General features: G+C 45.8%; 15 protein-coding genes. 1 reads left to right on the top strand and 14 read right to left on the bottom strand.

Translation table 11 applies throughout. The features are described from left to right. Window positions 1-28: 28 nt before the first annotated feature. Window positions 29-580, top strand: a complete 552-nt coding sequence (locus ACTNCK_RS03600; protein ID WP_441081013.1) for a TetR/AcrR family transcriptional regulator — start codon at window positions 29-31, stop codon at window positions 578-580. On the opposite strand, the gene pdxT is transcribed toward ACTNCK_RS03600, so the two are convergent. The 14 genes from pdxT to ACTNCK_RS03530 all read right to left on the bottom strand — a co-directional run bounded on the left by pdxT (window position 549) and on the right by ACTNCK_RS03530 (window position 13,156). Then, the gene (pdxT, locus tag ACTNCK_RS03595; protein WP_441081012.1) at window positions 549-1,136 is read right to left on the bottom strand and encodes a pyridoxal 5'-phosphate synthase glutaminase subunit PdxT; all 588 of its coding nucleotides are present in this window, start codon (window positions 1,134-1,136) and stop codon (window positions 549-551) included. The two genes, ACTNCK_RS03600 and pdxT, sit on opposite strands and share 32 nt — an antisense overlap. Then, window positions 1,133-2,017: a pyridoxal 5'-phosphate synthase lyase subunit PdxS gene (gene pdxS, locus ACTNCK_RS03590; protein WP_441081011.1), complete on the bottom strand. Its 885-nt coding sequence runs from the start codon at window positions 2,015-2,017 to the stop codon at window positions 1,133-1,135. The genes pdxT and pdxS overlap by 4 nt, the downstream gene beginning before the upstream one ends. Window positions 2,018-2,229: 212 nt before the next feature. Then, window positions 2,230-3,447, bottom strand: a complete 1,218-nt coding sequence (locus ACTNCK_RS03585; protein ID WP_441081010.1) for a phosphodiester glycosidase family protein — start codon at window positions 3,445-3,447, stop codon at window positions 2,230-2,232. Between the two features lie 258 nt (window positions 3,448-3,705). Then, window positions 3,706-3,972: a hypothetical protein gene (locus ACTNCK_RS03580; RefSeq protein ID WP_441081008.1), complete on the bottom strand. Its 267-nt coding sequence runs from the start codon at window positions 3,970-3,972 to the stop codon at window positions 3,706-3,708. 150 nt (window positions 3,973-4,122) lie between these two features. Further along, window positions 4,123-7,341, bottom strand: coding sequence for an EAL domain-containing protein (locus tag ACTNCK_RS03575; protein ID WP_441081007.1), 3,219 nt, complete (start codon window positions 7,339-7,341; stop codon window positions 4,123-4,125). A gap of 163 nt (window positions 7,342-7,504) precedes the next feature. Then, window positions 7,505-7,696, bottom strand: a complete 192-nt coding sequence (locus ACTNCK_RS03570) for a hypothetical protein (RefSeq protein ID WP_441081006.1) — start codon at window positions 7,694-7,696, stop codon at window positions 7,505-7,507. A 44-nt stretch (window positions 7,697-7,740) separates the two neighbouring features. Beyond that, on the bottom strand, window positions 7,741-9,429 hold the full coding sequence (locus ACTNCK_RS03565) for a diguanylate cyclase domain-containing protein (protein WP_441081005.1): 1,689 nt from the start codon (window positions 9,427-9,429) through the stop codon (window positions 7,741-7,743). Between the two features lie 64 nt (window positions 9,430-9,493). Further along, window positions 9,494-9,637, bottom strand: a complete 144-nt coding sequence (locus tag ACTNCK_RS03560; protein ID WP_441081004.1) for a hypothetical protein — start codon at window positions 9,635-9,637, stop codon at window positions 9,494-9,496. Beyond that, window positions 9,634-9,825, bottom strand: a complete 192-nt coding sequence (locus tag ACTNCK_RS03555) for a hypothetical protein (protein ID WP_441081003.1) — start codon at window positions 9,823-9,825, stop codon at window positions 9,634-9,636. Before ACTNCK_RS03555 ends, ACTNCK_RS03560 begins: the two co-directional genes overlap by 4 nt. Before the next feature lies 1 nt (window position 9,826). Next, window positions 9,827-10,129 (bottom strand): Dabb family protein, encoded by a 303-nt coding sequence (locus tag ACTNCK_RS03550; RefSeq protein WP_441081002.1) that lies wholly within the window; start codon window positions 10,127-10,129, stop codon window positions 9,827-9,829. Between the two features lie 210 nt (window positions 10,130-10,339). Continuing rightward, window positions 10,340-10,912, bottom strand: a complete 573-nt coding sequence (locus ACTNCK_RS03545) for a glutathione peroxidase (RefSeq protein ID WP_441081001.1) — start codon at window positions 10,910-10,912, stop codon at window positions 10,340-10,342. A 96-nt stretch (window positions 10,913-11,008) separates the two neighbouring features. Further along, window positions 11,009-11,584 carry a flavin reductase family protein gene (locus ACTNCK_RS03540; RefSeq protein ID WP_441081000.1) on the bottom strand — a complete coding sequence of 192 codons (576 nt, stop codon included), beginning with the start codon at window positions 11,582-11,584 and terminating at the stop codon, window positions 11,009-11,011. Window positions 11,585-11,830: 246 nt separating this feature from the next. Beyond that, window positions 11,831-12,511: a TIGR00266 family protein gene (locus tag ACTNCK_RS03535; protein ID WP_441080999.1), complete on the bottom strand. Its 681-nt coding sequence runs from the start codon at window positions 12,509-12,511 to the stop codon at window positions 11,831-11,833. Window positions 12,512-12,697: 186 nt separating this feature from the next. Continuing rightward, complete coding sequence (locus ACTNCK_RS03530; RefSeq protein WP_441081127.1) at window positions 12,698-13,156, bottom strand: Hsp20/alpha crystallin family protein; 459 nt, start codon at window positions 13,154-13,156, stop codon at window positions 12,698-12,700. Window positions 13,157-13,690 lie beyond the last annotated feature (534 nt).

Below are 13,690 nucleotides of genomic sequence, written 5' to 3'. Positions count from 1 at the left end.
ATATATTCAGGAGAGGAAGCTGTAAATAATGCAGACGGAAAGAAATGAAAAGAAACACCGCAGATCTGATAAGATCCTTAAGGAAGCTTATCTCGCACTTGTCCTTTGCATGCCGCAAAATAAGATTACGATAACAGCTATTACGGATCATGCCGGCTTGAATCGCAAGACCTTCTATTCACATTTCGAGACACTTGATGATCTGGTATTTGAAATAGAGCAGGACTATCTTGAAAAAGTCAGCGAAAAACTTGACGCAATAGATCCAGATGATCTGGTCCTGGGTATAGAGGTCTACTACGAGGCTCTTGATACTGATGATCCCGCTATGAAAAAGCTTCTCTACGGGGATGATCCCGGCTTTTTCTACTCCTTTACCACCGATGTCACATCTCTCCCATTCTTCATGCATTTCTGCAGGGAAGAAAAATACCAGAGCCTGATGACCGGCTATCTGTCAGCGCTCACAGGGATCTATCTCAGATGGAAGAAAAAGGCTCCCGATGTCCGGGAGCCATTAAAGGAGCTTGCAGAAAAGTCTGCAAATATCATAGAGACTGGCCTTGCATCACAGAATTGAGAAAATAGCTGTGTATCCTCGTATCTCCGCTTATCTCAGGATGAAAGGATATAGCCAGCTGGCTGTCATACCTTACGCCAACTACCCTTCCATTACATCTTGCCACTACTCTTACGCCCTGGCCTGCAGACTCTATATATGGAGCACGGATAAAGCACATAGGAACCTTTCCGTCTATGCCATAAAAGTCCTCATTTGCTATAAAGCTTCCCAGCTGCCGTCCATATGCATTCCTTCTCACATTCATAGGTATCGTTGCTATATAGTCTGATTTCCTGCCATCAACAGAATCTGCAAGAAGGATCTCTCCGGCACAGGTCCCCATCACAGGAAGTCCGTTATCTATCATAACCTTCAGGGGATCGAGTATATCAAGCTCCCTAAGGAGCTTCCCTATCGTCGTGCTCTCGCCTCCTGGTATGATAAGAGCACTGATGCCCTTCAGATCTTCCTTTCTCCTCACCTCTGATGTGTCCTCTCCGAGGCTTACAAGTATCCGCTCATGCTCATAAAAGGCGCCCTGCAGGGCCAGGACGCCGATCCTTCTTTTACTCATTTTCCTCTCTCCTCCATGATAAGGGCTATTTCGTCAGCATTTATCCCGACCATAGCTTCACCAAGATTCTCAGACAGTCTGGCAAGGATATCAGGCCTGTCAAAGTTTGTGACAGCCTTTACTATAGCCTGCGCCCTCTTTTCCGGATTTCCGGACTTGAAGATTCCGCTGCCAACGAAGACTCCCTCTGCTCCCAGCTGCATCATAAGGGCAGCGTCAGCAGGAGTAGCAACGCCTCCGGCCGCAAAATTCACGACAGGAAGCTTGCCATTATCATGTACGAAGCTTACCAGTGAGACCGGGACAGCCAGCTCCTTTGCAGCCTCATAGAGCTCGTCACTGCGGAGCGAAGTCAGCTCGTGGATCTGCTTCTGTATAAGCCTCATATGGCGGACCGCCTGCACCACATCTCCTGTTCCAGGCTCACCCTTTGTACGGATCATAGAAGCGCCCTCGGCTATCCTCCTTAAGGCCTCACCTAAGTCCCTGGCTCCGCATACGAATGGGACCTTGAACTTAGTCTTATCAATATGGTAGGTATCATCTGCAGGAGAAAGAACCTCTGATTCATCGATATAATCGATCTCTATCGCCTCAAGTATCTGGGCCTCGACGAAATGTCCTATACGGCACTTGGCCATTACAGGGATCGAAACCGCTTCCTGAATCCCCTTTATCATGGCAGGATCACTCATCCTTGAAACTCCGCCGGCAGCTCTGATATCAGCCGGTATCCTCTCAAGAGCCATAACTGCACATGCTCCTGCAGCCTCGGCTATCTTAGCCTGCTCGGGATTGGTCACATCCATTATCACTCCGCCCTTCAGCATCTTAGCGAGCCCTCTGTTCAGCTCGATCCTATCTGCAGCATTCTCTGTCATCTGAGTCCTCCTTTAACTGGTATTACCTATCACAACCCATCTGGTCATATTTCTCTTTCAGATCTGATGGATATAGTTATACCAGTTTTCTGATAAGGGAAAAATAACCAGTTTTAATATAAATAATATGACCAGTCCAGCCTCAGTAGCCTATTCTGAAATCAAAAAAAACGGCAGAATATCATTCTGCCGCCTTATTTTTTCTTATCGCATCAGCTGGCTTTGCTGACTACTATAGCATTCGGAAGGAAACGCCCCAGCGAGCTCACGCTCGATGGCTTAGTGATCTGCTTCCCCTTGTAGCACATGATCGCTGAGCTTCCTCCATCAAGGTTTATTGCCTGATAGGCCTTATAACGGCTCAGTATCTTCTCACAGTCGGAAACCGTGCATCCAAGAGAGTAGCCAACCTGACGTCCATCTATTATAAGCATCATGAAGTCTCCGGCGCTGTTCTGTCCGATCGCTGTCCTGGGCTGTATACCCATTCCAAAGGTACCGTCTACGACATTCTTCCCATCCACTATAAGAGCCGGATAGAATTCCAGGCCCCATCTGTAGTCGCTTATGTCTGTGGAATAATAATTACTCACATACATCTTGCCATCGCTTCTGACTCCGGCGAACTTCCAGTAGCCTCTTTCCGGTGTACCTATCTCCCTGCCGTTTTCCACGCAGGCGCCACGTATCAGGCCACCGCTTCCATGCCCTCCGACATCCCTGAATGCACTCGCATTGATAGTCACCTCAGCGTCATATCTCTTCGCATAAACTCCGCAAGTCTCTCCGCGACTACCCAGATAGGCCGAATTCTTTACTGAAACCTGGTTTATATTCTTTACAATAGCCAGCTTTCCTGAATATCCCTCGCCCTTCACACCTATTATTATAGTGTTATTAGCAGCATCCACCGCAAGGATCCTGTCACCCTCCACTGTATAGATTGGCAGATTGCGATACATATTATCGATCAGGAGATTGTTATATCCATCCGAAAGGAAGACACTTTCCCTTTTCAGATAGTCCCTGAAGGATTCAGAATCAAGCTCCCAGTACTTGTCAAAGAAAGCCTCCTCATCGGTCTTTGCCGTACCAGCATCTGCTCCGACCTCCGCCGTATCCCATTTACTCTTCAGCTTCTTCTGATAAGCCTCCTGAGCCTTCTTCTCATCCATCACCTTATCGATTATATAGTGCGGGATAAACATAGTCGCAAGCCATTTATGCGAATTGGTGGTCATAGCGGTCTCTATATATACCGTCCTCCATCTGGCAATAAATGGTAAGGGGCAGAACACGAATGTCAGATACAGGGCTGCTATCACACCGATGGTAACGCCGAGAATCCTTCTCCTCTTCTTACGCGTCTTCGCTCTTTTCATGCGCTTGTTGCGTCTTTTGATATATTTGATCTTCTCCTGCTCGGTCATGTAAATGAACCCCCATTTGTAAAATCCATGTAACGGGAATAGGATATCATAAAATATAAGGAATTACAATGGCTTTGGGAGGGGATAGGGCTTAAGGCCATCCTCTTTCAGGGAAGATGCAAAGGTGACACAGCAGGAACTGGCAACAGATATAAAAAGCACCTGACTCAGCATCAACTGGATCGGGTGCTTATTAAAGCTACGGCTGATCAATGATCTGCCATATTACATTTTTTCAGGAACAAGGCCTGCTGCCTTTTATTTCCTGTCTTTCTTCTTGCTCAGGGCCGCAGACCAGGAGCCGTACTGCTTCTCATCTTTGTCGTTATAGTTATAGGCACGGACCTTCACTGTGACATTTTTGCCCTTAGGTACGAAAAACTTTGCCGATGCCCCTCTCACGTTCTTCTTCTTTGTGACCCCATTGTATGAATATGAGATCTGGTAGCCATCTGCATCATCCTGGTCTGTGAATGAGACCTTGACCCTTGGGCCCTTCGAATTAGAAATCTTTACTCCGGTCACCTTTGCTGGAACCGGAACGGAATCATCCGAATCGGACGAATTATCGTCTGATGAAACAGCTTCCAGATGCGGAGTAAGCTGATAGGTGACCCCTGCTGCTGTGAATGAAGGCTTTCAGAAGATTCTTGATATATGGTCAATTACCTGACCCTATACCCTATCCCCTCTCCTCTGCTGGGTATTGATCTCATCCTCCATCACGAGAAGCGCGGCATCAAAGCGGTTCCTATCAACTGCGCCTGTAAGGATGCAGTAGGAGGAATAGACACTTACACCCTCGGCAAAGCAGGCTCTGGTGATATCGGAAGCGACAGACCTGATGCCTGCGTCGTCCATATCCTCCTCAATGACCATAAAGGAGTCACCGTCTATACGGCAGACATGGTCGGCATCGGCTATCCGCTTCAGTACAGAGGCCACACGGACAAGGGCCTTATCTCCGGCATCATAGCCATTTGCGTTGTTGATATCCTTCAGTCCCTTTATGTCACATACTATAAGGCCTATCTTTCCTGTGGATGTTCTATTATCGAAATAATGCCTGAGTCCGGATCTGTTCAAGCTGCCAGTAAGCGGATCTCTTCTTGTCCTGTCCTCTGCCGCATTCATCACATTCTTATGGGAGATCATTGATGCGAGGAAATTAGTCAGTGTAGACAGCATATATCCATTGGAATTAAGCCTCTGTGAGTCAGAATTTATGACTACAGTAAAGCCTAACGGCTCTCCTGCGATCGTAAGTCTTCCGGAAATGACATTTCTGACTCCGGCTACAGGCAGCTTCATATCTGGATGAAGCTTGATGAATTCATTGAAATCTCTTATTATAGCGACCTTATGATCATTGAAAAGTTCATACAGTGGCGCGAGATCGGATTTCCTGATCCCAGACAGCTCAGCCATAAGAGGGGCTACGCCCTTTGCATTCCATTCATAGGTACAGGAAACTGTCCCATCCTCTCTTTCTTCAAAAATAAAGAATCTTTCTGCGAGCAGATTTTCAGCAATCCTTGCGATCGATGTCCTTATACCATCAGCCGGGTCCTTCTCACTAAGTCCCATTGATATAGCATCATCACACCAGGCCTCAACTCCGAGAAGAGCCTGGTTCGAGTCTGCAAGAGCTATGTCTGATGCTCTCCTGTATCCTACTCTGCGATCAGGAATAGTGCCATTCCAATAATGAACGGGTTTTTTATTTTTATCCTTCTTCTGCTCAGATACATCCGTACGCACAGAGACACTGTATGAAGAAGCAAAAACAGGCAGAAGTCCGGACCTGTCGCCCTTATGTTCCCAGAGGTCCTCATGCTCGGATATAAGTATGCAATCATGCTGCCCCGGCTCCTTTATGAGTATAGCCGAAAATACAACCCAGTGATATCTGCCTGACTTCCTTTTAATACGGAAAAGATCCTGAGACTTACCCTTACCTGAATCCCTGACAGCCGTTCTAATATTCTCAGGGTCTATAAAGGTGAGAAATCTCTCCCTGTCATCCGGGTGTACAAGCTCCTTTGAATATTTTATATTGAAATCATCTATCCCCTTGATCACCTCACCTATACCCATATCTACATGCATAGGCTGGATCACCTCTATCTGATCCGACTCCAGATCCATATAATAGTATCCGTCAAAGATCTGGCTTATATGTCTCGTCAGAGCATCAATCCTGCTGCAGGCCTTCTTCTGTCTGTCAGTAGACAGGGCAAACAGGGAGGACTGGCCTATCCATTCGTCCTCATCCCCGGCAATCCTCTGGGCATGAACGCTCATATAGCTGTCATTCTTCAAATAGACATAGGTGTCAGGCTCATTGTATACCCTCTTCATGAAGGCTCTGATATGGGATACCTGTCTGTTGCAGTCATCAGAGAGATATTCATTCTCCTGCTCTACTCCATCTACCCCTTCCTTCTTAAGCTCTGTGCAATAGACATCATTAGCAGCAAGAAGTCTTACATGATTCCCATCGAATGTAAAGATAGCTACAGGAGACCGGTCAGCCATATTTACCATACCGGCTGCCTCAAGCAGCCTGCTGCCCTTCTCTGTCTCAAACAGAAGCCCCTTCCTGTCGAACTCCATCAGGTCATTTTCGAATTTCTCAGGCTTGCCATAGTAGTAGCCCTGGATCCTCTCACATCCTATTTTCTTGAGGAACTCCATCTGCTCCTTGGTCTCCACACCCTCAGCTAAGGTATGGATGCCAAGACACTTAGCCATATATACTACGCTTGTGATGATATTCTTTCCTTTTTCATTAAAATTCTTGAAGAATCCCATATCGATCTTTAGCATATCGAAATCGAAATTATGCAGGGCATTAAGAGACGAATACTCAGAACCGAAATCATCAAGCCAGACCTCATAGCCGGCCTCCCTGAAGCTCTCTATGGCCTTCTCCAGCTCACCTCTGCTCTTTGCTACGGCTGTCTCTGTGATCTCGACATGGATATAGCGCTTAGGTATATCGTATTTCTTCACTGCCTCCTCGACTCTTGCCAGAGGATCGATCAGTGAGAAATCAAGTCTTGAGAGATTTATAGATACAGGAAGCATCTCACATCCATTTGCTATTCTGTCATGGATAAGTCTGGCTGCATTCTCTATGATATAGGCATCAAGCCTTCCTATCATCCTTGACTCCTCAAGTACAGGGATGAAAAGTCCGGGAGAGAGCATCCCCTCCTTAGGATCCTCCCAGCGGGCAAGAGCCTCAAAGCTGCATACCCGTTCTGTTATAGTACGGACTACAGGCTGATAGTATACCTTTATATAGCCCTTCTTCAGAGCTTCATCGAAATTATCGAGGATATAATACTTCTTAGCAAGAGCCTTATCCATTTCCTCAGAATAGACAGCATATGATGAATCAGAATCATTCATAGCCGCCCTGCAGGCAGTCTTGGCCTTATCAAAGGCATGTGTGACCTCTCCTGCATCGACCGGCCCGTCATATATCACTACTCCTGCCTTTATCGCGATAAGTGCGTTTGCAAAGAAACCATTTATCTTTTCAATAGCCAAATCAAGTCTGTCCGGGATCCCCTCTCTTGGCAGAAGAGCAGCAAAATGATCCCCGGCAAAATGGCCTATAAGTGCCTCCGGGAACATTTCCCTCAGAGTGGTCGCAATGAATACGATTGCCTTGTCTCCGCCCTCTATACCGCATGATCTGTTATATGCTCGAAAGTTCTTGACATTAAAAAAAGTTGGGCAGAAGTTCTCGAACTCCCCGGAGTCCATCTTCTCTCTTGCGAGCACCAGGGCTGCCTGATAAAATTCCTTTTCTCCCGGCAGTCCTGTCATATCGTCAATAGCACTTCTTTTAGACATCCTTGTCATCTCGTCATATTCCGACATAAATCCTCCATAAAACTCAAAAAGAAAATCCTGCCGTTTCCTGCTCATCACACCATTGTGACATAAATCCAATCCGGTTCGAACCGGTCAACCTCTAGATATAATATAATCCAACTCAGCGGAAATGTAAATCAAAAAGACGCGATCTCTCGCGTCTTTGTCCTTACAGATCCACCTTTTTGTCAAGAAGATAGGACGACAGCCCAATTGCCACGGCCGAAAATCCCAGCTGCAAAGCTAGTGAAGCGGTCGCTCTTGCCGCATCTCCTGCCTGATAGAAACTGAGCCCATTTGCTCCTATCGAGAGCTCAAATCCATTGGTCGCATTAGTTATCTTAAATGAAATATATTCCATCAGGATAAAGAATACCACAAAGATCGCGAAGCTTAATGTCTTCTTTAGACGTTAATGGCAAGCTCACCCTTGGTCCTGATGAAGACAAAGAATATCTCACCATAATTCTCTGTGCTAATAAGTCTTCCTATATCCACTACAGAAAGAATGCTTCCGTCCTTTTTCTTCACCCGGTACTCGACATAGTCATCACGATGAAACGGATCATCCCTTCTCTCCAGCATCTGCTGCCAGATGGATGTCTCGACCAGGTCCAGATCATCAGGATGTACAAAACCTCTGAAGCTTCCCCCTGTAAGAGAAATAAATTCATCCAGATCCCTGCATCCCATCATATTTATCAGGTCGTTATTTGCAAAAAGAATATCCTCACGGCCCTGCGCACAATATATCATAAAGGCTCCAGGTATACCCTCTGCAAGTGTCTTGAACGAGAAGCCAAGCTGTGTGCGCTTGATATCTGCCATAGAGCTATCGAACCTCACGCATCTGTGCTTGCCTGCCAGCTTGGCGGAATAGAGAGCCTCATCAGCATAGTTGATGAGCTTTTTTAGATCGTCAGTCTGACCAGGATAATCAACATATCCCGCAGATATGGTATAGCTGTATTTCTTGTTCTCGAAAAAGAAGGTCTGATCCTTTCCAACAGCCTCCCTTATAAGTCTCTCACTTTCCTCAGGGCTCTTACCTATTATCATTACGCAGAACTCGTCTCCGCCGGTACGTCCGATTATAGACGATTTCGGGAATGCTGCGATCAGATTATTTGCCAGATTCACAAGAGCAGCGTCCCCAGTCACATGCCCATAGAGGTCGTTTATCTGCTTGAAATCATCGAGATCGATAAAAACAGCCGTCACCATCTTATCCTTATCCCTGCTCATTTCCTTCGTCAAGGTCTCTATGAAGCCTCTGCGGCTTAACAGTCCGGTCAGCTCATCTGTCGTAGCCGCCCTCACAAGCTCCTTATGCTGCTTTTTCGTACGCAGCAGCAGATATGTGATCACAGTTGAAAAGATCACTAAAAACAGGCCTGAGAGCAAGACGGTAAGAAGTCTGGCAGAGCTCCATCCTCCCACCCTTTCCACATTAAGAGTCCAGGTGCAGCCTCCGGCCTGAAACTTAGCACTGACAGGATTGACAAGCTTTACATTATCACCTGTGGATGAGGCTACTCTTACGCTTTTCAAAGAAATAGGCGAATATGTCGTATCCAGACAATAGTCATAGCCGAACGATTCCAGCGCACCCAGCGTCTTGTCAAATATATCCGGGACCTTTATTATCACTATCGAAAGGCCCCAGTACTTCCTTGTCCCATCCTTCTGTCTGATATATATAGGATTCCTGACAGCAATGCCGTAGCCTCCCTGCTTCAGCTCAAATGGACCCTGCATTGAGGCCTTTCTGTTCCTGATGCTGTAACTTACGATCTCCCTGCGTCCCTTATAAGCCATAAGGTCTATCTTACCGTCCTCATTGCCCTTCAGAGGATATATATACTCTACCTTTGAATCAGGAGCCAGCTGTATGCTCGATATATAATCCTCCATCTCATGAGACGCCACAGCCTCAAAATTATTTACCTTACCATTAGAAGCTATGACCGTATCCTCCACTGCATCAGTGATATTATGTCCATTCTCGAAATCGTTCCTAAGCTCCTCTGCATACACCTTTGCATTGAGCCTTGCTCTTTCCTTCTGCTGCGCAATATCTATCTTATATGACATAACCGCCTGTATGATCACACCCGACGACATGATAAGACAAACTAACGTCACACATATTCTCTGCCTAAGATCTAACTTCAAATTCTTCATAAGCATCTCTCAGATAAAAAGACACAGGCATATTTTCAGCCGGGCAGTATTTCCTGTACTTCTCCGGCACCTTATATCCATAGTAAACGAGTTTCTCAACATAGAATGGATTCTTCATCCGTTCAAGCGATTCATACAGATACCTCTTATGCTCCTCATCATATACCTCCTTTTTTCATCCGGGCAGCATGGAACCGCCAGAACCGGGCATATGACTGCGATCACTATAAGCTTCCCCTTTATTTTCCCGTACTGGAATGTATACCAGATCGCAAGACAATCCATGGCACCCACCCCCTGCTTCATCTTAGACCTCGTAATCAATACATACCCTGGACTTGACATTTGGTGCGATAAGGCTGTCCTTTACCCTCACATGCAGCGGATTTACCGCATAGGCCTCCAGAGCTTTCTGATCTGACAGAGTGACTTCAAGCATCAGATCCGCATTCGACGACGGCAGGCACTTATCCTGCACATGGATCTCCACAAGTCCATCTATCCTTCCTGCCAGATCCTCAAGTCCCTTCTTTATCTCCGACCTTATCTGACTCTTCTGCTGATCTGACAGCTCATCCTTTAGCTGCCAGAGAATTATATGCTTTACCATGGCTTCTCCTTTTTCTTCTTCACTTTTTTCATATTATTCTATCATAATTTTTGGAATGGTTACAAGGATTATTTGACAAGTCAATCCCCTTGTGTACAATAGGATCAGAAGGCTGTCGCAGGCAGAGAATGGACTGCTTTCAGGCTTTAGCTTCATTCTGATTATAAATAAAGACCCGGTCAGAGGCTGACCGGGTCTAAAGGAGGATCATCAATTCTCACACGAAGGATTGCTTCTGTTACAAGCAGCTTCTACCTCTTCTCTGACAAGCTTCATATCCTCGGTAGGCTCGAAGCGTCTTAAGACATTTCCGTCACGATCAACGAGAAACTTCGTGAAATTCCATCTGATATATGCCTTTTCACCGAATTTCTTATTGTTCACTTCGGAGAATTTATTAAGAGCCGCGTTCTTTATCCCCTTTCCAAAGCCCTTGAAAGGTTTTTCTTCAGACAGATAGACAAAGAGCGGAGCTGCATTATCACCGTTCACATCGATCTTCTCAAACTGCGGGAAGGTCGTTCCATACTTCAGCGTGCAGAATTCATGGATCTCATCTCCGCTGCCAGGGGCCTGGTCCGCGAACTGGTTGCAAGGGAAATCAAGTATCTCAAAGCCCCTGTCCTTAAGATCCTCATACATCTCCTCGAGCGGCTTGTAATGAGGTGTAAATCCGCATCCGGTAGCAGTGTTTACTATCAGAAGGACCTTACCTCTGTATTCCGAAAGACTTACGTCATTGCCATTTCTGTCCTTTACTGTAAAGTCATATACTGTAGCCATATATTTCTTCTCCTTTAAGACCGACACTCATTTACATTGTGTACTTTTTAATTGTATCAAATCTATTTGGAATGTCAAGTAGAATAATGCTCATTTTTATCTCTTATCCCTCGATCTTTTTTTCACTGCGAAGCCGAATTTCCCTATCCTTTTCCCCAGGGAAAAATAAGTCCCGTGCGAGTATACGATCGGATGAGCTGCTTCAAGCCTGAAGGCACCGTTTAGATCTATTAAATCTGCATCGGCATGGACAGAGAGAACCCGTGCCATCATACATACATGGCTTCCAAGCTCTTTTTCCTCTGTGATACGGCACTCGATATTGACCGGGCTTTCTGCTACAAGAGATACCGGGATTTCCTTTGCCTCCTCTTTTGTGAGATGACATTCCTTCCATTTATCATGGGACGAGCCGCTGACCACACCGCAGTAATCGGTCGCTCTAGCAAGCTTTTCTGTGGTCAGATTTATAGCGAAAACCCCGGTCTGATGGAGAGCCTTATAGGAAAACCTGCTCTTTCTTACAGATATATAAACCATTGGAGGATTTGTGCAGATGGTGCCGGTCCAGGCCACAGTGAAAAGATTGTCCTTCCCATCGACTCCCCTCGTCGATACCAGTACAGCGGGGATGGGATAGAGCATATTTCCCGGTTTCCAGATCTCTTTCATAGCTATTACCTTTCTTTTATTGAACAATTTCCATCATTATATATATAATCCGCTGTAAACTCAATCGTCAGGACATTTTACAAAGGCCCTTATGTCGCAATATCCACCTTAATACTGAAGCGATCCGGACATTAAAAAAGCTGTCGTCTTTTGACGACAGCTTTTTTGTGATATCACCGGTATCTGCAGTATCTATCACCAGAAGAAAGTGTCTACATTGCGTCCAGGGTAATCCCCTTTCCCATATCAGTTTCCCTTCGGTATATATTTTGACAGGCTATCTGCCAGACTTCTGAGATTTCTGGTCTGGATAATGACCTCTCCACTGCCGCTGAACCTGTTGACTAAGCCCTCCCCGGTCATGAATCCAAACATGCCTGAGGCGATCTCTATCCTGTAGTCAAGACTTGCATCCCAGGCGACCACCTGCTCATTGTCCACGGTGATCGGATGATCCGGCGTGACCTCAAGGGTGATCAGACTCCCGAATGCATTCACAAGCAGATCCCCCTGGCCTATGGTCTCCATCACGAAAAGACCTCCGGTCCCTCCAAAGAAGGCATGCGAAAGCTTCTGTGTCACTATGTTGTAATTCACAGAGCTGGCACAGGCAAGAAAAGCACCGGTGTTAAGCCTGTACTGCCTGCTGCCGACAGTAAGCTTCTTTATCTCGCCTGGAATAGCAGGCGCAACACCCAGTACAGCACCATCCTGCACGGCGCATGCATTTGTGATAAACATGCTCTCACCGCCGGCGATGCTTCTCCCAATAGCCCCAAGAAGCCCGCCTCTGGAATTAAGCTTCCCCTGAAGCTCAATCCCGTTCATATAGGCCATCGATCCTCTCTCGATCAGAAGTCCCTCGCCCCTGTCCATACGAAACTCTACAAGCGGACAGTCGTTGTCCCCGATAATCTGATAATTCATTGCGATACATTTCCTCTCTTAATATAAATTACTCAGTTGCTTTCATTATTATACTAAAAACAGCAGAGAATAAAAAGCCCGTTTTTATATTTGTACCTTTATTTTTTGCAAAAATAAAGAGCTGTGAGAAACTCCTTGTTCTCACAGCTCATTCAGATCCATTCCGGCGCTTAACGCCGGCAGGACTTAGTGAACCTCGATCAGATGAGAATCATTCTTCTCGATCTGCTTCTGATCCTTCTTAGGAAGCTCAAGGGTCAGAACTCCGTTCTTGTAGCTTGCATTTATATCCTTGTCTGTGATATCGTCACCCACATAGAAGCTCCTGGTCATAGAGCCCTCATATCTCTCTTTCCTGAGATACTTCTTATTCTTATCCTTGTCTTCCTTGTCAAGGCCCTTCTCTGCACTGATAGTGAGGTATCCGTCATTTAATGCTACCTTCACATCATTTTTGTCGAAGCCAGGCAGATCGATAGACATCTCATACTTGCCATCCTTCTCCCTGACATCTGTCTTCATCATATTCCTGGCATTCCTGCCGTACAGAACTCTGTCCACATCAGGCATCTTCGGCATCCTGAAATCAAACCAGTCATCAAAATCGTCAAATAAGCTTTCTCCAAAAATACTCGGCATCATCATACAAATCACTCCAATCTCTATGGTGTCTGCAACCTGCAGGCACTGCCTGATATTTATGAAGTCCTTACGAGGTACCTGCTTCACTCATCTGTGCTCCTTCGTAAGAACAGCCCCGATCAGGATTCGGATCCTTTATTTTTCCTCTTCCTTGATCTTCGACTATAGTTATATCACGATTTGTTAGCACTGTCAAGTGGTGAGTGCTAATTTCACAATTTCTTCATATTTTCTCACAATTTCAAGACTCATCAGCAGGCTCATATCTCATCTCGTATATGATCTCTATGCCGTCCTCGCTGTCATACGCCAAATTAAAATTCCCTCCGGCGTCACAAAAACTGCATTTTATTATCTGAGTTAACTAAATATTCCTACCAGAGCGTGTTGCATTTTGCGGCACGCTTTTTTAGTATATACATGTTACATAAAAACAAAAAAAGAGAGAAAGAACCACCCTTCCGCAAAAGACGTTCTTTCTCTCACCAGCAATAAAGGAGCTGCAGACAGGTTTTGCAGGATCTGTGTCCTAATTGT

The sequence above is a fragment of the Candidatus Weimeria sp. HCP3S3_B5 genome (genome assembly GCF_052064335.1).
Classification (GTDB): domain Bacteria; phylum Bacillota; class Clostridia; order Lachnospirales; family Lachnospiraceae; genus Weimeria.
This window is presented reverse-complemented; position numbering and strand designations above follow the sequence as displayed.

What these genes read in the sequence shown, in the direction of transcription:
- ACTNCK_RS03555 (WP_441081003.1), bottom strand. Translation starts at nt 9,825, where the DNA reads ATGAAGCAGGGGGTGGGTGCCATGGATTGTCTTGCGATCTGGTATACA.
- pdxS (WP_441081011.1), bottom strand. Translation starts at nt 2,017, where the DNA reads ATGACAGAGAATGCTGCAGATAGGATCGAGCTGAACAGAGGGCTCGCT.
- ACTNCK_RS03545 (WP_441081001.1), bottom strand. Translation starts at nt 10,912, where the DNA reads ATGGCTACAGTATATGACTTTACAGTAAAGGACAGAAATGGCAATGAC.
- ACTNCK_RS03560 (WP_441081004.1), bottom strand. Translation starts at nt 9,637, where the DNA reads ATGAAGAATCCATTCTATGTTGAGAAACTCGTTTACTATGGATATAAG.
- ACTNCK_RS03600 (WP_441081013.1), top strand. Translation starts at nt 29, where the DNA reads ATGCAGACGGAAAGAAATGAAAAGAAACACCGCAGATCTGATAAGATC.
- ACTNCK_RS03575 (WP_441081007.1), bottom strand. Translation starts at nt 7,341, where the DNA reads ATGTCGGAATATGACGAGATGACAAGGATGTCTAAAAGAAGTGCTATT.
- ACTNCK_RS03550 (WP_441081002.1), bottom strand. Translation starts at nt 10,129, where the DNA reads ATGGTAAAGCATATAATTCTCTGGCAGCTAAAGGATGAGCTGTCAGAT.
- pdxT (WP_441081012.1), bottom strand. Translation starts at nt 1,136, where the DNA reads ATGAGTAAAAGAAGGATCGGCGTCCTGGCCCTGCAGGGCGCCTTTTAT.
- ACTNCK_RS03530 (WP_441081127.1), bottom strand. Translation starts at nt 13,156, where the DNA reads ATGATGATGCCGAGTATTTTTGGAGAAAGCTTATTTGACGATTTTGAT.
- ACTNCK_RS03540 (WP_441081000.1), bottom strand. Translation starts at nt 11,584, where the DNA reads ATGAAAGAGATCTGGAAACCGGGAAATATGCTCTATCCCATCCCCGCT.
- ACTNCK_RS03535 (WP_441080999.1), bottom strand. Translation starts at nt 12,511, where the DNA reads ATGAATTATCAGATTATCGGGGACAACGACTGTCCGCTTGTAGAGTTT.
- ACTNCK_RS03585 (WP_441081010.1), bottom strand. Translation starts at nt 3,447, where the DNA reads ATGACCGAGCAGGAGAAGATCAAATATATCAAAAGACGCAACAAGCGC.
- ACTNCK_RS03565 (WP_441081005.1), bottom strand. Translation starts at nt 9,429, where the DNA reads ATGTCATATAAGATAGATATTGCGCAGCAGAAGGAAAGAGCAAGGCTC.
- ACTNCK_RS03570 (WP_441081006.1), bottom strand. Translation starts at nt 7,696, where the DNA reads ATGGAATATATTTCATTTAAGATAACTAATGCGACCAATGGATTTGAG.